Origin of the sequence: Dubosiella muris, assembly GCF_004793885.1 — a bacterium.
Lineage (GTDB): Bacteria > Bacillota_I > Bacilli_A > Erysipelotrichales > Erysipelotrichaceae > Dubosiella > Dubosiella muris.
The window spans coordinates 16,641-34,088 of sequence record NZ_SRYG01000006.1 but is presented as its reverse complement, the minus strand read 5'-3'; the positions used below and the strand labels follow the sequence as shown (position 1 = coordinate 34,088).

Here is a 17,448-nt window from a genome sequence, read left to right as displayed (position 1 = left end):
TCACAGTTTCTAGGTACTATGACATGTATGCGCAGGGCGGTGTTACATATACGCCCTCTGCGAACGCCTAAAGGCGTTCCCTTTCCAAAAGGAACTGTCTGTCCGAAACACGTTTGGGGGACGTGCCCCGTCCAGCCAGCCCCTTTTGGAAACCCGATTTTCAGTCTGATAGTCCATGCTTGTTCATGCTATCAAAGTTAAAATATATCTTTTCTATGCTTACTCAAGCGTGTGATTGACCCTAGTGTGCTTAATCACTTCATCCGATACGATAATAACGCCATTAGAATTACTTGTCAAGAAGTTTTTGTTGACTTTTTGATACAGATTAAGTATGATATGCTTATAAATACCAAGAAAAGCAACGAAAGGAGAGGTTATACTAAGTTATGGAGCATTATGAAAAGAAAATCAGTTTTTTAGGAGAAAACATACAAACCATAAGAAAACACAGAGGAATGAAACAGCAGGAACTTGCGGATAAAATCGGTATCAATATGCAGAGCCTTTCCAAGATTGAACGAGGTGTGAATTTTCCTACCTTTGATACGCTGGAAAAGATAATAGACGTGCTGGGAGTAACACCCAATGAATTGTTGTCGGGGGAATGGAAGTTTGTCAATCAGGGAGAAAAAGAAGTCTGCCAGTTTTTAAAAATCGAAGAACGTCTAAATGCAGAACTAAAACATGGACACTATGACAACTTCTTTGATAGCGAGGAAGAATGGCTGGAATATGAGTTAGAAAAGTTACGGGAATATATTACCGATTACATCAACGGGAAAAGCATTGTAGCGTCCGACCTTTACCCAATCAAAGAATTTATCCAGCATTTGAAATTCCAAAAACTACTAGACCGCTATGATGATTTATACAGCATGGATATGTTCGGAGAAAGCATAGTGGGACATAAATATAGGACACCACATCAAGTAGTGAAAATGATAAACCCGAACTCAAAAGAGGATATGGAACTGTTACGGGAAGTATTAAAGAATAACCATTTTGATGATGAGGACGAATAATCTTTTTCCTCTTGTGAGAAGATACAGAAAAGAAAAAGCCCAATCAAGAGTGCAAGCACCACCAATGGTGGCAAGCTCTTGACAGGGCTTTTTCTTTTCTGTTGTGGGTAATCAAGAGGAAGAAAGAAGTAAAATCTGATTTGTGACAAATCAGGCAATATCAACGCAAGTGTCGCAGTATGAGTTGTACTACATAAGAATAGTAACTGGAAGATTCTAAATTAAGCTTTTATCTTGCACTTATAAAATACAGTTGTGTTAAATTGTAGAAAGTGATAAAATGAACACATAAACATATCGTTCATTTTATCACTTAAATTGAAGGAGAAAAAATATGCCTAAAATTTTTTCAGACGCAAGGAAACAGTCCTTGTATAAAATTATAAAACAAAATTGTATTAATTTAATTAGAGAAAAAGGATATAAACAGCTTAATATTAGAGAGTTAGCAAAAACCACAGGCATTTCAACGGGTACATTTTACAATTTTTATAACTCAAAAGAGGATTTAATTTTATCTATTATGGAAGAGTCGCAACACAACTTGGAAAATCGTTTTTTTAAGATTTTAGAATGTAATGGAAAAATAACAAAATCGGAATTTATAGATTTATATTCATTCTTTTTTCTGAGAGATGAAAAAAACATTTTTCGATATTTATCAAGAGATGATTTAACTGCTATTCTTTTACGAACAGAAAGAAATCAATCTTTTGAAACCATAAGAACTTCTATGAAAAAAAATATTAAATATATAGATAAGCCAAAGAAAAATATTAACTTTAATGCTGTTATAAATTTTATACAGCTTGTTAATCTTTGTTTACAAAACAGTGATTTATTAGTCAAAGAGGAAATTGAAAGTACAGTAAAAAAACTATTAGAAAATATTACAGAACAGATTTTTGAGGAGGAAATATAAATGAAATTCCATGAGTTTGGAGATAAAGAAAATCAGCATATTATGTTAATTCATGGCGGTGGAAATTCATGGTGGAATTATTTAAGACAAGCAAAAGCATTGTCTAAAGAGTATCATGTTATTTTGCCAACTCTAGATGGACATGGAGAAGAATATAATACAGAATATGTCTCTACAATAGATAGCGCCCAAAAACTAATCTCGTATATAAATCAAAATTGTAATGGACAGCTTTTTCTGCTTTGTGGTGTATCTTTAGGGGGGCAGATTGTGATAGAAATGCTTTCTCTTAAAGCTGATATTTCTCAAAAAGCTATCATAGACGGAAGTATTTGTTATCCACAACCCAAATTGGAAAAATTTTGTATTGCCACAGTCCGTCTTTTTGGGGGATTGATGTTTAGTAGATTTTCGTGCAAATGTCAAATGGTTTTGCTGCGATTGTTTCCTAATATGAGATTTACAAAAGAAATTGAAAATTATTATATACATGATATGCCCTTATTAAAGAGGAATACGCTTTATAATATGTATCGCACATACATGGCAGAATATCAGTTAAAAGAAGATATTTCTAAAACGAAAGCACAAATTATGTATTGTTATGGTTCAAAAGAAATGAAATGTGTAAAGAAGTCGGCACAACTCTTTAAAGAATTAGTTCCTTCATGTCAAATATACGAAGCGAAAGGATATAATCATGGATATTTAGCAATATATTTGCCTGACGAGTGGTTGAAAGTAGTTGTACCCTTTTTAAATACAAAGGAGAGCTTATGATAGGACTAAAAAAAGCAAGATATAAAAAACATTGAAAGTAACTGCTATGAGAAGGACTTGTATTATGGAAAGCTTTAAGCATACTTTCATACGAGCAACAGAAACCTAACAGTATTTTACCAACAACTAAATATTTTACAACATTAAAAGTTCGTACAGACAGTATGTTTTGTGCGGACTTTTTTCTTGTTCTTTTTTCCGTATTTTCCAAAGATATAGACGGCATTTCCGTTTATATAGTTTCGGCGTATGCGGAAAGGGGGTGAGATTATGAACACATCTTCTTTCGAGCATATCGTTAGAATACAGTTTAATGCTTTGATGATGACTGTTATTAAATGCACAGTAAAAAGCAGGAACAAACAGTTTGCAAGACGTTCTAAACGTGAAGTTTTATTCTGTGAATTATCAGATATGAAAATGTTTGAGCAAGGAGCAGAGGATAATTATTCTTGTAATTATACCTCTTTTGAAGTCTTGAATTTCACAATCCAAATATCAAATGAGAAACTTGCTGTTGCTTTATATAAGTTATCGAATAAAGAGCGTGATGTTATTTTATTACGCTATTTTCAAAGCATGAGCGACCAAGAAATCGCAGAATTATATCATGTATCACGTTCTACTGTTTATCGCAGAAGAAGTAACGGATTGAAGAGACTAAAAACACTATTGAAAGAGAGAAATTGAACCAATGAGAAAAGAATATGGCTATCCGGAATTAGAAGTAATATGTAAAGCGTCTGCTGGAAATGAAGCTTCAATAAAGGAAATCTTGAATTTCTATGACGCTTATATATGTAAATTGTGTTTGCGTCCGTTTTACCACTCTGAAAGTGGTAAAATCACTATGCAGATTGATGAAGAATTAAAAGGTCAAATTCATACAGAAATGATGAAAGCAATCTTGAAATTTGAAATTAGAGTGAAGTAATCATATTACATGAATGAAAAAACGGGAGATACACTAATGTCTGTGCTATCTCCCATGTTATTTTTAGTATCATATCAAGGCTCATTCAATCGTGGTAAATTTGTGGTAAAATGAATGGTTTTCTATACTTCAAAATGCTTGAAAGTATAGTATTTATGCTGATAATCGAAAATCAGATATAAAATTTAACAGAAATGTCAACACTTTTTGGGATGAATTTGTGAAATGCGGTTTTATATGCACTTTTGCCAAAAAAAAGCAGAAATCATTCCGATTTCCGTTCTAGGCTTTCGCCTCTTCGCGGAGCTGCTGGTTTTTCGCTTGCAGCGCCCGGGCCTGCTCCTGAAGCTGCGCCGATTTCATCTGGAACCGGTGCAGCGCCTCGTCAAGCTCCTGGACCTTCTCGTCATACTCTTCATAGTCTTCAATGACTTGATCCAAAAACGCGTCCACCTCCTGGCAGCCGTACCCGTTGGCGCAAATGGTAAAATCCTGGCTGTATATCGTGTTCGGATCCAATTTGATGTTTTCCATGTTCGATCTCCTTACCTGCTTTTAAACAAGACCCATCATAGCAAAGACCCCTCCAAAAGGAAATTAAAAAGCGCTCGCCATTTCCAGCCAGCGCTTCGCGAAAAATCCGCTTTTCTTTATTTTTCAATCGCGTCCACGAACCGTCTTGTAATGACTTGCGGACGGGTGATGATCGAGCCAACCACGACGCTGTAGGCGCCCAGGTCAAGCACGCGTTTCACCTTTTCCGGAGAGTCGATGTTTCCTTCCCCGATCACCGGATGCTTGGCCGTCTTCAGCAGCTCGCGAATGATTTCAAAATCGTTCGTTTCGATTTTGTCGCCTTCGCTTTCCGGCGTGTAGCCTACCAGTGTCGTGCCAATGAAATCAAAGCCGAGATCGTCGGCGTGTTTCATTTCGTCGAGCGTCGCGCAATCCGCCATCCAAAGCTGGTTTGGATATTTCGCCTTCATTTCGGCGAACATGTCGTCAAGCGATTTGTTGTCGGGGCGCTGACGGCAAGTCGCGTCGATCGCGATGACTTCCGGCGGATTTTCCATCGCCATCAGCTCGTCCACTTCCGTCATCGTCGGGGTAATGTATACGTGGTTGTCGCCATACTGGCGCTTGATGATGCCAATCACCGGCAAATCGACTTGTTTTTGAATTTCCTCGATGTCCGCCACCGTATTCGCGCGAATCCCGCTGGCTCCGCCTTCTTTGGCCGCTTTGGCCATCCGACCCATGATGAAAGAAGAATGCAGCGGTTCTTCAGGAAGGGCCTGACAAGAAACGATCAATTTTCCTTTGGCTTGTTCGATTTTGTTGTTCATAATGCAGCTCCTTTTATTATATCTATATACTTTATTATAGCGGAAAAACCCGGATTTGGGCACGAGTTGTACCAAAAAACAACGTATTTTACTCTTCCATCCGCAAAGGCCGCAAAATTCCTTTTTCCTCCAGCAGCTTTTGTTTTATGACAAGCAAATCCGGATAGGCGATCACGTCGTACTCGGCGCGCTGAAGCTGCAGCTCCATCCACGCCAGCAGCGCTTTGAGCTCCATCCAGCCCGCGCTTTCGCCATGGCCGGCGTCGACCAGGGCGTGGATCCCGTCCTCGTTCAACGCGTCGCGGTATATCGCCAGCGTCGTGCACGCTTTCGGCCCGAATCCTTTCGGGGCGAGCGTGGTTTTGATGGGCTCGTACAACGCGTGCCGGCATGCTTCGAGCAGCGCTTTGGCGTAAAAAAGCGCCGCGGCCGAAAAATCGGCTTCCGGGTCGTCCTCGTAATAGTCTTCCATATCGTCCGCCGCCTCCAGAGCGTCCTGCATCTTTCCGGGCAGATCGACAAACAGCGACTCCTCGAATCCGAGTCGTTCCGCCAGGGAAACCTCTTTTTCTTCTTCCGCTTCTTCGTCCTTTTTCGGGGCGTTTTGGCTCATCATCTGCCGGGCCATGTCCTGAATCCGGCTCTTCTCCTCGTCGGAGAGGGAATCCACCATATTTTTTATCGCTGAGAAATCAATATCATTCCAGTTCATCGTTTTTTCTTCCTTTCCGTTTTCTTATTGTAACGCAAAACGGTTATGAAACAAAGGTTTCATACATCGTGAAAAACTTTCATTCTTTCTTGAACATTTTTTCAAATTCGATTATAATGCCCCATAAAGGGAGATGTATAAATATGGAAAACGCAAAGATCTTTTACGAAAACGATTGCAATATCGGATTATTAGACGGAAAAACGATCGCAATCATCGGCTATGGCTCGCAAGGTCATGCCCACGCATTGAATCTGAAAGAGTCGGGTTGCCATGTCATTATTGGATTGTACGAAGGTTCCAAATCATGGGAAAAAGCCGAAAAAGCGGGATTCGAAGTATATACGGCTGCTGAAGCCACCAAAAAAGCCGACATCATCATGGTTTTGATCAACGATGAAAAACAAGCGGCGCTCTACGAGGAAAGCATTAAACCGAATTTGAAAGAGGACGACATGCTCATGTTCGCGCACGGTTTCAACATTCATTACGGCTGCATCCAGCCGCCAAAAGATATCGACGTCGCGATGATCGCGCCAAAGGCGCCGGGGCACACCGTTCGTTCCGAATACCAGGCCGGCAAAGGAACGCCTTGCCTTATCGCCGTGGAGCAGGACCACTCCGGCAAAGCGTGGGATTTGGCGCTGGCGTACGCGGCGGCCATTGGCGGCGCCAGAGCGGGCGTGCTGGAAACGACGTTCCAGACGGAAACCGAAACCGACTTGTTTGGCGAGCAGGCCGTTCTTTGCGGCGGTGTCGTCGCTTTGATGCAGGCGGGCTTTGAAACGCTTGTCGAAGCGGGCTACGATCCGCGCAACGCCTATTTCGAGTGCATTCACGAAATGAAGCTGATTGTCGACCTCATTTATCAAAGCGGTTTCGCGGGTATGCGCTACTCGATTTCGAACACGGCGGAATACGGCGACTACATTACCGGACCAAAAATCATCACGGAAGACACGAAGAAAGCGATGAAAAAGATTTTATCCGACATCCAGGACGGCACGTTCGCCCAGGACTTCCTCGTTGGTATGTCCGACGCGGGAAAACAAACAAAATTCAAAGCGCTGCGCCGCAAAGCGGCCGCCCATCCAAGCGAAAAAGTGGGCGAGGAAATCCGCAAGCTGTACAGCTGGAACAACGAGGACGAGCTTCTCATCAATAACTAGCCTTTCAAGGACTTTTGAAAAAAATCAAAAGTCCTTTTTCCTTTTTTAACTTGTAAGCGTTTTCATAAGCGAGTAAAATAAAAGAAAAAGGAGATTTGAATATGACACACGAACAAATCGCTGCCTACATGCAGCCCAAGCTCCAACAGGCGTTCGACGACGTCATGGACGACGTGACGCAAGCCAACCGGCTGTCGGTGCTCGCCAAAATTTATCACGAGCTGTATGACACCCCGGAGGAAAAGCTCCAATGGCTCGACGACGAGGAGCTCAAAGAAATGATCCTGACGATTTACTACTCCCTTTCGCGCCAGCGCCACGCCCTGACAAGCGGCGTCGCCAAAGAAGTGAAAAAATACGTCAAATCAAGCTACAAGGACTGGAAACTGCTCGAGGAAATGACGACCGACGGCGACGATTAAAAACAAAGCGAGTCCCCGCGAAAAAGCCGGGATTCGTTTTCTTTTCTGCGCTCATAGAGTATCCGTGCACACAACACGCGCCCTTTCCACTAAAATAAAGACGTACCCATGAGGATACGCCTTGTTTTTCAGGAGTCCAAATTATGCTAAAATATCAATTTATCCATTCCACCCGACATCCGGATTACGCAAATATCCAGTCGTTGTACCGCCATTCCTTTCCCCCCAACGAGCGGAAAGATCTCGTCAAATTGATCGACGACGACCGTTTTGCCAAAGTCGTTTCCTTTCACGACGAAGCGCAATGGGTCGGCTTCGCCTCCTTGCTCATCGTCCGATCCATCGTTCACATCATTTATTTTTGCGTCGAGCCAAAATTAAGAGACAAAGGCTACGGCTCGAGAATCCTGCAAACGATTCAAACCGCCCATCCCGACCAGGCGATTTTAGTCGACATCGAAACGATTCACGAACACATCGACAACCGGGAGCAGCGCGTCCGAAGAAAAGCGTTTTACCTTCGCAACGGCTACCAGGAAACAAACATCCAATACACGTGGCAAAACGAGTCGTATGAAATTTTAAGCGCGCAAAAGACGATCACGCCCGACGACTTCCAGCGGTTTTGGGGTACTTTGTACCAAAACGGTTTCGAAGGCTATTGAGCCAGCCGGTACGTCAGCATCGTCGGCCGCCCCGACCACGGATCTGGCACAAGATAGGCGTCCAGGCCAAACACGTCCCGCATCATCTTTTCGGTCATGACGGATCGCACATCCCCTTCAAACAAAATGCGCCCATCTTTCATCGCCACCATAAAGTCGCTAAACCGGGCCGCCAAATTCAAATCGTGAATGACAAGAACGATCGTCTTGCCCGCAGTTTCATTGAGTTTTCGCAGCAGCTCCAAAATTTCCAGCTGATGCGCCATATCCAAATACGTCGTCGGCTCGTCGAGCAAAATGAGCGGCGTGTCCTGCGCCAGCGCCATCGCGATCCAGGCCCGCTGACGCTGTCCGCCCGACAACGTCGCGATATCCCGCTCGCGTAAATCGTAGACCCCCGTGTTTTTCATCGCCTCGTCGATCAAGGCGTGATCGGTCGAATCCAGCGCCCCGAATCCTTTTTGATACGGATAGCGCCCGTAAGACACAAGTTCTTCCACGCTCAAGCCGGCCGGCGCCTGCGGGGCTTGCGGCAGCAGGGCCATTTGCTTCGCCACTTCCTTTGTCGGCGTTTGAAAGATGTTCTTTCCTTCCAGCAGCACTTCGCCGCTTTCAATCGAAAGAACGCGGGCGAGCGCTTTCAGCAAAGTCGATTTTCCGCAGCCGTTGGGACCAATCAGCGCCGTGATTTTGCCGCGGGGAATTTTCACATCCAGCCCGGGCACGACGATTTTGCCATCGTAGCCGATTTTCAGCCCTTTTCCTTCCAAAATCGTTTTCTCTTTGTTTTCCATTACTTCTCCTTTACTAGCAAATACAAGAAATACGGAGCCCCAAGCACCGTCGCCACGATGCCGACCGGAATCTCGTTGGGCAGCAGCAATGTGCGCGAAACAATGTCCGCGCCCGTCAGTAGCACGCCACCCAGCAACACGCTTCCAATCACGAGCACCCGATGATTGACACCCACGAGTTTGCGTGCCAGGTGAGGACAAATCAAACCGACAAAACTCAAGCCGCCGCCGACCGCGCAGCAAAGCGAGGACAAGGCGATGGCCGCCAGCAAAAACTTTTTCGTCTGCCTCTTGACATCCACGCCCAGCGCCGTCGCCGGAATTTCGCCCAAATCAAAGAGGTTGAGCGTTTTCGCTCCATAAAACGCCACCCCCAGCAGCGGAACAAACCCGACCGCGAGCAGCGCGGCGTTTCCCCAGCTCGCGCCCCAAATGTTGCCGGCCAGCCAGTTTTGCACAAACGCATAGTCCTGATCGGGCAGCCGCAGCATCAGCATCGTCGTCAAAGAGGAAAGCGCCAGCGAAATCGCCACGCCCATGAGCAGCAGCCGCTTCGGATGCATCTTCTGACGGACAAGCGCCAGCCGGTATTCGAGTCCAAACACGCCTAGCGCGCCGGCAAACGATAAAACCGGCAGCCAAAACGAGAAACGATCCACGCTTTGTTTAAAAAAAACGAAAAACACCGCCAGCAGCAGACCCGATCCCGCGTTCATCCCCAGCAGCCCCGGGTCGGCCATCTCGTTGCGGGTCACCGACTGCATGAGCATCCCCGACACCGACAACCCGACGCCCACAAGCAAAGACACGACGATTCGCGGCATCCGCAACTCTAAAAACGTATACGTCAGCGCCCGGCTCGCCCGGCCGCTCAAAATCTCCCCGATTTGCGTCAGCGAAATGTTCGCGTAGCCGGACTGCAAGTCGACCACGACCAATCCAAGCAGCGCCACCAGCAGTCCAAGCAGCACGACGCGCTGTCTTCTCTTTTGTTTTTTACTCAAAACCGCGTCCTCCTTTGCGCGCCAGCGCCACGAACACCGGCACGCCGATGATCGCGAAAATCAAGCCAACCGGCGTTTCGGATGGCGCGTTGACTACCCGGGAAATCAAATCCGCCACGACCATAAACAGCGCCCCCGTCACCATGGAAGCCGGAATGAGCGTTTCATAGCTCGGCCCGATCCAAAACCGCGCGATGTACGGAACGAGCAAACCGACAAACGCGATCGGTCCCGCCAGCGCCACCGAGCAAGCCGCCATGAGCAGCACGGCCGCCAGACATTGAAGCGTCGCCCGTTTGACTGGCACCCCCAGGCCTTGCGCGACCTCTTCGCCAAGCGAGAGCACCGCCACTTTTTTCGCCAGCAGCAAACCCCACACGAGGCCCGCCAGCAAGATCGGCCCCACGATTTTCAGCTGTTCCATCCGAATGCCGGCCACGCCGCCAGCGCTCCAAAACGCCAAGTCCTGTCCCGTATTCGTAAACAAGGAAATGGCCTGGGCCAGCGACGTGAACAACATGCTGACAGCCAGACCCGCCAGCACGAGCCGGCCGGTATCGAACGGACGGCGGCCGACCCGCATGGAGCCAAACACAAGCAAAGCCGCCACTGTGGCGCCCGCCATCGAAGCCAGGACGCTCCATCCAAAATCCATCGTGGAAAACACGCCAAGGCAAAGCGCCAGCGCGAACGACGCGCCAGCGTTGATGCCAAGCAAGCCACAGTCCGCCAGCGGATTGCGTGTGACCCCTTGCATCATCGCCCCCGCGCAAGCCAGGGCGGCGCCCACAAGCAAATCGCCAATCGTGCGTGGAATGCGCAGCTCTAAAACCGCCAAATGCGCGTGGCTCGTTCCATCGGGCGAAACGAGCGCCTGAAGCACTTCCAAAACCGGGATTTTCGTGCTCCCTAAAAAAACAGAAAGAATCGCGGCGAAAACCACCGCGATACAAATCACAATCATATAAAAGGCGGGCTTGATTTTAACCGTCTTTCTCATTCCTGCACCTCTTTGCCCGTTAAAAACGCGTACAGCTCATCGAGCTGGCCGTTGAGCGAGATCGGATCCCGATGCATGAACGCCACTTGCCGATACGGAAGCACCCGCTTTGCCTGTACGGCCGGCAAGTTGTTCCAAATCGCCGAATCCGTGACAAAATCCGGATCCGTGTCCGAAAGGACGCCGTATAAAATATAGTCCCCGGTATAGTCCGGCAGCGCTTCAAGCGAAACGACTTGGTACGCTTCGTCCCCATCGACCATTTCCTTTTGCACGGTTTCCGGCGCTTTCAGTCCCCACAAATCGTAAAGAATCGTTCCGCCCCGGGCGAAATGACTGCCCATGGAGTAAATTTGCTGCGGCCACACTTCCACGATCGAAACGGTTTTGTCGCCAACCGCCTGCTGGACTTCCGGCTTGGTTTTTTCCACTTTCTCGTGGAATTTCCGCAAATATTCGTCCGCTTCCTTTTCTTTGCCAACAAGTTGCGCGATATAGCGAAACAGCTGCTCGTCGCTGCGCTTTCCGTCCTCGATGTACACCGTCGGTGCGATTTTCGAGTATTTCTCGTAATCCGCTTCGGTAATCGTCACGATCAAATCCGGCTCAGCGGCCGCGATCATTTCCTGCGCGGTTTCCGCGCTGGTGATATTCATCGGTTCAATGCCTTCGACTTGATCCGCCAAATACGGATTGTCCAGCGCGTACGGCGAGGCGATGACCGGCTTGGTGTCCACCGCCAGAAACTCGCCCAAATAGTAATCGGAAACGATTCGCTGCGGATGGGCCGGGATCTCGACCTCCCCCTTGTCCGTTTGCACGACTTTCGTTTCTTCGGCGGCGGATTCGTCCGCCGGACGACTCGCGCACCCGCTCATATAAGCGATAGAGAAAACCGCCGCCAGGGCGATTCCTATCTTTTTTATTTTCTTCAATGCTCGCATGTGTTTCTCCTTCGTCAATCGTTAGTTTAAACTAACTAGTGGTATGATCCTACCATCCTTCCTCTGGCTTGTCAACGAAAAACATCATACATTTCCTAGCACAACCTTGTCGAGATGCCGAAGGGCCACCGCTTGAAGCGCTTGCAGCGTTTCGATGGACGTCGCGGGCGTTTCCTCTTTCCATCGTGGAAAGTATCGGGTCAAATGCAGCGGAATCGACGGAGAAATCGACGCCACAAAGCTGGAGAGCGCCTCCATTTCCTCCAAGCTGTCGTTTTTTCCCGGCACGACAAGCGTCGTCAGCTCGACGTGCGCATCCGTCGCCGCCCGTTCAATGAATCGTTTGACGGTTTCCAGATTCCCGGACACATAGTCGTAGTACGCGTTGGAAAAGCCTTTCAAGTCGATGTTAAACGCGTCGACATACGGCAGCACCTTTTCCAAAACAGGAAGCGTCACGCTACCGTTGGTCACGACGACGACCTGCAAGCCTCTCGCCTTGGCCAGCCGGCCGGTATCGCGGATAAACTCCCACGAAAGCATTGGCTCGTTGTATGTGAAGGCGATGCCGATGTTGCCGCGCGGAACGAGGGAAACCGCTTTTTCCACAAGTTGTTCGGGTGTCACCCAGGCGCAGGATCCATCGAGATCGCGTTGCGCGATTGCGTGGTTTTGACAAAACGGACACGCCAGATTGCATCCGTAGCTGCCGACCGACAAAATCATCGAGCCGGGATGGAAAAACGCCAGTGGCTTTTTCTCGATCGGATCCAGCGCGAGCGCGCTGATCTTCCCGTAGTTGCGGTCGACGATCACATCCCCGACGCGCTGCCGCGCCTTGCACCAGCCAATCTGTCCTTCGGCAAGCGCGCAATGGCGAAAACATGTCTCGCATTTCATATGTGGCGCTCCACCTCAAAGCGTTCGAGCACGCAATCCGGCTCGTTTGGATCGAGTCCCGCTTTTTGTTTCGCGATGGAAAGCTGCATCTCCACGGTGTCCACGCCTTCCAGATCCGGCAGCAGCAGCCCGCGCTTGTTTCCTTTCGTCACGATGACACCGTACCGCTTGGAATCGAGCGAATCGGAGGAGTCGATTCGAGACGCCGGACCGAGGACGTCAACATGGATCTCAAGCGATTCGAGCTCCCAGGGCTGTATCGCTGGAAAACGCGGATCGCGGGTGGCCGCGGCGATGGCGTTGCTCACGATTTCGCTGGCGACGCACTCGCGCGTCGGACTCGTCGTGCCGATGCAGCCGCGCAGCCGGCCGTTTTCATGGATGGATACGAAGACCCCGGCGCGCTCCTTCAACAGTTTTTCGGGCAAATCCATGGAAGGCAGTGTCAACTCGTTCTTTTCGATTTCGTTGTTGATGGTGGTCCGCGCCAGCTTTACGTAGTCGTCCTCCCGGGCGACGCGAGCTTCGTAGTCTGCCCGCGCCTGCGCGTTGGCGGTTATTAAAAAGTGCCGAAGCGGATCCAAGCCAAGCGGGGCGTAAGACACGACGCCATAGCCGACGCCAAACGGCGCCGCGTGCGCTCCCTCGCTTGCCATGACGGCGAGTCCGTCCAGCGCGCCGGCCAGCACGCAAAACGATTTCTGCCCGCAAACCATCGCCTCGTCGGAATCGCGTTCGGGAATCGAAAGCAGGGCGAGAAAATTGCCGGTTTTTAAGACGCGCATCATATTCTCGTCGTAAACGGGACCGCACGCTTTAAAGCCATAGGCGCCGTCCTCCTTTTGGCAGTGGCTCAAATCGCCCGATCCCACAATAGCGACGCGTCGACCCAGCTTCGCGGCCGCGCGTTGAACGATCGAACCCAGCTGATAATGCAGGCGGGCGTTGACGCCGCCAATGCCGATCCGGATGAACCGGGTCGACGCCGGCAAGTCTTTCAAAAAATAGAGCGGCACCATCGTGCCGTGGTCGAGCAGGCCGTCCTGCTTGCCTAGCGTGCCGGCGGGCATATCCTCCTGAAGGCACATCGCGCTGATTTCCTCAATGAGTTCGGTATCGTAGCGGATTTGAAAGCGGTCGATGGAATCGCCAAAAGCGTGCAAATCGCCGACGCCTTCCTTCCCGCTGGAAATTTGAATGTAGTCGAAGTAGCTTGGCGCGTGCGGCGAAACAATGACCACGGTTTCCGGTTGGGAGGCGATCAGTTTTTGCGCGGCCGCCCGGTACGCGTCGAGGATGGGCTGCGCCTGGGCTTCCCGTCCTTGTCCAATGTTGGGCAAAAAGATAGGCGGATGGGGCACGACCATCGCGTTTGTGATTGGATGCATACAACATCATCTCCTTTTTCTTGATTATATCGAAACGATCCGACGACGTAAAAAGAAACACCACATACGAAAAAAGGTTCAAGGCGTCCCTCAAACCTGTTTATAGTCAAAATCCGGAATCTCGCGCCAGCGAGCCTTCCTTTGAAATGGATCAAAAAAACATTCGTTTCACGAGTCAAATTTTGGATTTGCTGGAAAAAAGGTTTCATGTCGACCTCAACCGGGAAGAAGTCAAGGAATTGTTTTTGCGCCATTTGCACAATTTGAACATTCGCGCGCAAACAGGCGGATTCATCAAAAAACCGATGAAAGAAAGTATCCGGCAAATCAGCCCGACCATTTATGAAATGGCGATCGTCATGGCCGTCGAATACAAAAAAAACTTTCAAGTCCTGCTGCCGGAAGACGAAATCGCCTTTTTCGCGATCCACATCTCCTCCTGGATCGACCAGTCGAACGCGCTCAACCAAAAACTGAAAACCTTGCTCGTCTGTCCGGCGTATTTGAACTTCCAGTCCGATTTGCTGCAAACGCTCTCTACGCGATTCGCCGACGAGCTTTACATTCCGCACGTCGCTTCCTCGGAACAAAGCGGCATGGACGACGGCTACGACCTTGTCGTTTCTACGATTCCACTCTCGACCGTTTCGAGCCAAAAAGTCATATCGCTTTCGCCGATCTGGACACCATACACCCAGCAGGCGCTCAGCAAAAAAATCTTAAAAATCAAAGAGCGGAAAAAAGGGGAAATGATTCGAAACCATTTTTTCGAATATTTCCAGGAACCGTTCTTTTCCGTCGTCCGCAAAACGAGCAAAGAGGCGCTGCTTCATCAAATGTGCGCCCGATTCAACGAAAAGGAAATCGTCGCGTCGGATTTCGAAAAAAGCGTACTCGAACGCGAAAAGGCGTGTTCCACCGCGTTTGGCGGCTTCGCCATCCCGCACCCACTCGTTTCCTCGGCCCGGGAAACAAAGGTCAGCGTCGCCTTGTGCCCGGAAGGGGTCTTATGGAACAACGAGCAAAAAGTGTACGCCGTCTTTCTGCTCGCCATCAACGAAGTCGACAAACGCGTCTTCCTGAACGTGTACGAACCGCTTGTCAGCTTGCTTTCCGACGAGGAGTTCATGACCCGCCTGTCCGCGCAAACGGATTTTCACGCTTTCTCGAGCCTGCTCATCCACAAAATCAAATAGCGCCACACAAAAAAACGCAACCTCCATCAAGATTGCGTTTCTTTGTTTTATCGTGTCGTTTCGTAGCTCCAGTTTTTGATCCAGCATTCCTTGAACGCGCAAATCTTGTCCGCCAGCGTGATCAGCCACCCTTCGCGGTGTTTTGGCGGTTTGATCGTCAGCGGAAACATATGCTTCAGGATCGCGTCCTGCTCCCGTTCGCAAAGGCCAAAATCCCGATGCGCGTTGTCACAGGCGAAGCGGGGATGCTTAAACCCGTGAAACTTATGCCACGCCTCGTCGTCATGCCAGTCGTATAAATAATAATCGTGCAGCAGCGCAGCGCGAATCAGCTTGTCCTCGTCCACTTTCACTTTCAGGGAATGCGCGATTTTCAGCGCTGTATAAGCGACATGGCGCACATGCTCATGCACGCTCACATGTTTATGGTGCGGATAATTGTGCTGTTGAAAAAAGCGGCCGTTTTGTTCAAAATGCTCGACATGGGCCTGGATTTTTTTCTGAAACTCTTCTTTTTTCCTCATTTTCATGCCGTTATTATAGGCGATAACTTCGCATAATGCAAATTATTTAAGGGAATATAAACCATTTTGATGTCACATCCTCGTTTTTTTCCTCTCTTTTTCAAAATCCGCTTTTTCGCCCTCCCGCAAAATGGTATCATGAAAAACAGGACAAAAAAGTCCTCTCTCTAGAGCAGAAAGGTTTTTTCAATGATACACCAGTCAAACTTTCCGCCGTCGATTGGCCAGGCGCTTGCCGCGCTTGCCGAATTTTTGACGGTCCATTCTATATCCTGGGAGTCCGCGATGCAGTCGCGCGACCAAATCGCCTCCCCGTCGCCAGAGCGCCAAGCCTTGTTTTCGCTCGCGTTTTCATTTATCGCGTTCGCCCGATGGCTACCCGACGCTCTTCTTGTTTTCAAAAACGACGAACAAAAAGAAATCGTGTACGCCAATCCAGCGCTCGTCCAGCTCTTTGAATGCGCGAGCCTCGACGAATGGCTGGCGTACGTCAACCGGTCGTTTTCCGAAATCGCTGCGTTCGAAGACCGCGCCCGGATCCGAAACGAGGTCATCCGCCCATCCGCGTCTTCCACACCCCTTACCTACCGCATCCGGCCGGTAAGCCAAAGCGTTCGATGGGTCGAAGAGCGCCGCTCCGATCTTTTTGAGCCGGGCCGCGACGCGTTGGTTTGCGTCACGCTCGCTGACATCACCGAACGCGTCGAACGCGAGCAAAAACAAATCCGGCAAATCGAGCGCCTCGAAGCGAGGCTGCGCCGCGTTCATCAGGCGCAAACCATGCACGCCGAAGTCATCGAAACGCTCTCCGAACGTTACGACTCGATTTTATACGCCGACCTGGAACGCCAAACCATTTACGGCTTTCGCGTCAGCGACCGGATGGGCGCCCTGCTGCCCAAAGGCGCCAGCGCAAAGTACGACGCCCTGTTTCGCGACTACGCCAGAGAGTGGATCCTTCCTCAGGACCAGGCCGCGTTTCTCGCGCAAACCGCGCCGGAATCCATTCGCGCCGCTCTAGCCGGCAAGCCCGAACTCACGCTGACCTACCAGGTCGCCATCCACGAACCCCCTCTGGCGATGCGGTTGCGCGTCGTCAACAGCGTGCCGGGCGCCAAAACAGTGGAACGCGTCGTGATCCATCTCCATCCGGTCGAAAACGAGCGACGCCAAAACGACATTCTCGTCGACGCGCTCGAAACCGCCCGCCGCGCCAACCGGGTCAAAGAAGCGTTTTTATCCAACGCTTCCCGCCATTTGAATGGCGTCCTGGATTCCGGCCAACCGGCCTCGTCCCCGGACCCGCTATCCAAAGCGTCGATCCGGCTGCTCGTCGTGGAGGACAACGAAATCAACCGGGAAATCGAAACGGAAATCTTGCAGGACATGGGATTTCAAGTCGAGGAAGCGGAAAACGGCTTGCAGGCGCTCGGCCGCCTCGTGGCCGATCCAAACGGCTTCGATCTTGTCGTGACCGATATTCAAATGCCGCACATGAACGGCTGGCAGCTCGCCAAGGCGATGCGCGACAACCCCGCGATGCGCCACATTCCGCTAATCGCCTTGTCCGCCAACTCGCTGGAAGCCGACAAACAAGCCTCGCGCCAGGCCGGCATCGACATCCATCTCGACAAACCAATCGACCCGGACATTCTCGAGCAAGCCATCCACCACTGTCTCGTTTCCTGACGACAAAAAAGCGTATCCCGTCCACGATACGCTT

The 17,448-nt window shown here is 49.4% G+C and carries 20 protein-coding genes; 10 read left to right on the top strand and 10 right to left on the bottom strand.

Translation table 11 applies throughout. The features are described from left to right. The first annotated feature begins 389 nt into the window (after window positions 1-389). The 5 genes from E5336_RS03970 (at window position 390) to E5336_RS03950 (ending at window position 3,661) form a co-directional block, all read left to right on the top strand. Window positions 390-1,025, top strand: a complete 636-nt coding sequence (locus E5336_RS03970; protein ID WP_021372271.1) for a helix-turn-helix domain-containing protein — start codon at window positions 390-392, stop codon at window positions 1,023-1,025. Between the two features lie 334 nt (window positions 1,026-1,359). Beyond that, window positions 1,360-1,947: a TetR/AcrR family transcriptional regulator gene (locus E5336_RS03965; protein WP_117576205.1), complete on the top strand. Its 588-nt coding sequence runs from the start codon at window positions 1,360-1,362 to the stop codon at window positions 1,945-1,947. Continuing rightward, window positions 1,948-2,727 (top strand): alpha/beta hydrolase, encoded by a 780-nt coding sequence (locus tag E5336_RS03960; protein ID WP_135979783.1) that lies wholly within the window; start codon window positions 1,948-1,950, stop codon window positions 2,725-2,727. 270 nt (window positions 2,728-2,997) lie between these two features. Continuing rightward, the gene (locus E5336_RS03955; protein ID WP_021372267.1) at window positions 2,998-3,417 is read left to right on the top strand and encodes an RNA polymerase sigma factor; all 420 of its coding nucleotides are present in this window, start codon (window positions 2,998-3,000) and stop codon (window positions 3,415-3,417) included. 4 nt (window positions 3,418-3,421) lie between these two features. Beyond that, window positions 3,422-3,661, top strand: a complete 240-nt coding sequence (locus tag E5336_RS03950; RefSeq protein ID WP_021372270.1) for a helix-turn-helix domain-containing protein — start codon at window positions 3,422-3,424, stop codon at window positions 3,659-3,661. Between the two features lie 282 nt (window positions 3,662-3,943). On the opposite strand, the gene E5336_RS03945 is transcribed toward E5336_RS03950, so the two are convergent. The 3 genes from E5336_RS03945 to E5336_RS03935 form a co-directional block, all read right to left on the bottom strand. Beyond that, window positions 3,944-4,195 carry a DivIVA domain-containing protein gene (locus E5336_RS03945; RefSeq protein ID WP_135979782.1) on the bottom strand — a complete coding sequence of 84 codons (252 nt, stop codon included), beginning with the start codon at window positions 4,193-4,195 and terminating at the stop codon, window positions 3,944-3,946. A gap of 116 nt (window positions 4,196-4,311) precedes the next feature. Further along, window positions 4,312-5,007: an N-acetylmannosamine-6-phosphate 2-epimerase gene (locus E5336_RS03940; protein WP_135979781.1), complete on the bottom strand. Its 696-nt coding sequence runs from the start codon at window positions 5,005-5,007 to the stop codon at window positions 4,312-4,314. 88 nt (window positions 5,008-5,095) lie between these two features. Continuing rightward, window positions 5,096-5,719 (bottom strand): hypothetical protein, encoded by a 624-nt coding sequence (locus E5336_RS03935; RefSeq protein ID WP_135979780.1) that lies wholly within the window; start codon window positions 5,717-5,719, stop codon window positions 5,096-5,098. A gap of 143 nt (window positions 5,720-5,862) precedes the next feature. Between E5336_RS03935 and ilvC the strand changes: the two genes are divergently transcribed. From ilvC to E5336_RS03920, 3 genes are all read left to right on the top strand, one after another. Further along, window positions 5,863-6,888 (top strand): ketol-acid reductoisomerase, encoded by a 1,026-nt coding sequence (gene ilvC / locus E5336_RS03930; protein WP_135979779.1) that lies wholly within the window; start codon window positions 5,863-5,865, stop codon window positions 6,886-6,888. 101 nt (window positions 6,889-6,989) lie between these two features. Continuing rightward, window positions 6,990-7,310, top strand: a complete 321-nt coding sequence (locus tag E5336_RS03925) for a hypothetical protein (RefSeq protein ID WP_135979778.1) — start codon at window positions 6,990-6,992, stop codon at window positions 7,308-7,310. Window positions 7,311-7,453: 143 nt separating this feature from the next. Continuing rightward, complete coding sequence (locus E5336_RS03920; protein WP_135979777.1) at window positions 7,454-7,975, top strand: GNAT family N-acetyltransferase; 522 nt, start codon at window positions 7,454-7,456, stop codon at window positions 7,973-7,975. On the opposite strand, the gene E5336_RS03915 is transcribed toward E5336_RS03920, so the two are convergent. The 6 genes from E5336_RS03915 to amrA form a co-directional block, all read right to left on the bottom strand. After that, window positions 7,969-8,769: an ABC transporter ATP-binding protein gene (locus tag E5336_RS03915; RefSeq protein WP_135979776.1), complete on the bottom strand. Its 801-nt coding sequence runs from the start codon at window positions 8,767-8,769 to the stop codon at window positions 7,969-7,971. The two genes, E5336_RS03920 and E5336_RS03915, sit on opposite strands and share 7 nt — an antisense overlap. Then, window positions 8,769-9,773, bottom strand: coding sequence for a FecCD family ABC transporter permease (locus tag E5336_RS03910; protein WP_135979775.1), 1,005 nt, complete (start codon window positions 9,771-9,773; stop codon window positions 8,769-8,771). The genes E5336_RS03915 and E5336_RS03910 overlap by 1 nt, the downstream gene beginning before the upstream one ends. Then, complete coding sequence (locus tag E5336_RS03905) at window positions 9,766-10,773, bottom strand: FecCD family ABC transporter permease (RefSeq protein ID WP_135979774.1); 1,008 nt, start codon at window positions 10,771-10,773, stop codon at window positions 9,766-9,768. The genes E5336_RS03910 and E5336_RS03905 overlap by 8 nt, the downstream gene beginning before the upstream one ends. After that, on the bottom strand, window positions 10,770-11,717 hold the full coding sequence (locus E5336_RS03900) for an ABC transporter substrate-binding protein (protein WP_135979773.1): 948 nt from the start codon (window positions 11,715-11,717) through the stop codon (window positions 10,770-10,772). The genes E5336_RS03905 and E5336_RS03900 overlap by 4 nt, the downstream gene beginning before the upstream one ends. 84 nt (window positions 11,718-11,801) lie before the next feature. After that, complete coding sequence (gene amrS, locus E5336_RS03895) at window positions 11,802-12,617, bottom strand: AmmeMemoRadiSam system radical SAM enzyme (protein ID WP_135979772.1); 816 nt, start codon at window positions 12,615-12,617, stop codon at window positions 11,802-11,804. Next, window positions 12,614-14,005: an AmmeMemoRadiSam system protein A gene (gene amrA, locus E5336_RS03890; protein WP_135979771.1), complete on the bottom strand. Its 1,392-nt coding sequence runs from the start codon at window positions 14,003-14,005 to the stop codon at window positions 12,614-12,616. The genes amrS and amrA overlap by 4 nt, the downstream gene beginning before the upstream one ends. A gap of 146 nt (window positions 14,006-14,151) precedes the next feature. On the opposite strand from amrA, the gene E5336_RS03885 reads away from it, so the two are divergent. Next, the gene (locus tag E5336_RS03885; protein WP_135979770.1) at window positions 14,152-15,201 is read left to right on the top strand and encodes a BglG family transcription antiterminator; all 1,050 of its coding nucleotides are present in this window, start codon (window positions 14,152-14,154) and stop codon (window positions 15,199-15,201) included. 47 nt (window positions 15,202-15,248) lie between these two features. Here the strand turns inward: E5336_RS03885 and E5336_RS03880 are convergent, their stop codons facing one another. Beyond that, the gene (locus tag E5336_RS03880; RefSeq protein WP_135979769.1) at window positions 15,249-15,731 is read right to left on the bottom strand and encodes an HD domain-containing protein; all 483 of its coding nucleotides are present in this window, start codon (window positions 15,729-15,731) and stop codon (window positions 15,249-15,251) included. Between the two features lie 183 nt (window positions 15,732-15,914). Here E5336_RS03880 and E5336_RS03875 point away from each other — a divergent pair, with 183 nt between their 5' ends. Further along, complete coding sequence (locus tag E5336_RS03875; protein WP_135979768.1) at window positions 15,915-17,414, top strand: ATP-binding response regulator; 1,500 nt, start codon at window positions 15,915-15,917, stop codon at window positions 17,412-17,414. Window positions 17,415-17,448: the final 34 nt, after the last annotated feature.

Excerpts from the sequence above, each read along its gene's own strand:
- E5336_RS03905 (WP_135979774.1), bottom strand. The coding sequence starts at position 10,773 with ATGAGAAAGACGGTTAAAATCAAGCCCGCCTTTTATATGATTGTGATT.
- E5336_RS03925 (WP_135979778.1), top strand. The coding sequence starts at position 6,990 with ATGACACACGAACAAATCGCTGCCTACATGCAGCCCAAGCTCCAACAG.
- E5336_RS03960 (WP_135979783.1), top strand. The coding sequence starts at position 1,948 with ATGAAATTCCATGAGTTTGGAGATAAAGAAAATCAGCATATTATGTTA.
- E5336_RS03955 (WP_021372267.1), top strand. The coding sequence starts at position 2,998 with ATGAACACATCTTCTTTCGAGCATATCGTTAGAATACAGTTTAATGCT.
- E5336_RS03915 (WP_135979776.1), bottom strand. The coding sequence starts at position 8,769 with ATGGAAAACAAAGAGAAAACGATTTTGGAAGGAAAAGGGCTGAAAATC.
- E5336_RS03875 (WP_135979768.1), top strand. The coding sequence starts at position 15,915 with ATGATACACCAGTCAAACTTTCCGCCGTCGATTGGCCAGGCGCTTGCC.
- ilvC (WP_135979779.1), top strand. The coding sequence starts at position 5,863 with ATGGAAAACGCAAAGATCTTTTACGAAAACGATTGCAATATCGGATTA.
- E5336_RS03900 (WP_135979773.1), bottom strand. The coding sequence starts at position 11,717 with ATGCGAGCATTGAAGAAAATAAAAAAGATAGGAATCGCCCTGGCGGCG.
- E5336_RS03885 (WP_135979770.1), top strand. The coding sequence starts at position 14,152 with ATGGATCAAAAAAACATTCGTTTCACGAGTCAAATTTTGGATTTGCTG.
- E5336_RS03950 (WP_021372270.1), top strand. The coding sequence starts at position 3,422 with ATGAGAAAAGAATATGGCTATCCGGAATTAGAAGTAATATGTAAAGCG.
- E5336_RS03920 (WP_135979777.1), top strand. The coding sequence starts at position 7,454 with ATGCTAAAATATCAATTTATCCATTCCACCCGACATCCGGATTACGCA.
- E5336_RS03965 (WP_117576205.1), top strand. The coding sequence starts at position 1,360 with ATGCCTAAAATTTTTTCAGACGCAAGGAAACAGTCCTTGTATAAAATT.
- E5336_RS03970 (WP_021372271.1), top strand. The coding sequence starts at position 390 with ATGGAGCATTATGAAAAGAAAATCAGTTTTTTAGGAGAAAACATACAA.
- amrA (WP_135979771.1), bottom strand. The coding sequence starts at position 14,005 with ATGCATCCAATCACAAACGCGATGGTCGTGCCCCATCCGCCTATCTTT.
- E5336_RS03945 (WP_135979782.1), bottom strand. The coding sequence starts at position 4,195 with ATGGAAAACATCAAATTGGATCCGAACACGATATACAGCCAGGATTTT.
- E5336_RS03935 (WP_135979780.1), bottom strand. The coding sequence starts at position 5,719 with ATGAACTGGAATGATATTGATTTCTCAGCGATAAAAAATATGGTGGAT.
- E5336_RS03940 (WP_135979781.1), bottom strand. The coding sequence starts at position 5,007 with ATGAACAACAAAATCGAACAAGCCAAAGGAAAATTGATCGTTTCTTGT.
- E5336_RS03880 (WP_135979769.1), bottom strand. The coding sequence starts at position 15,731 with ATGAAAATGAGGAAAAAAGAAGAGTTTCAGAAAAAAATCCAGGCCCAT.
- amrS (WP_135979772.1), bottom strand. The coding sequence starts at position 12,617 with ATGAAATGCGAGACATGTTTTCGCCATTGCGCGCTTGCCGAAGGACAG.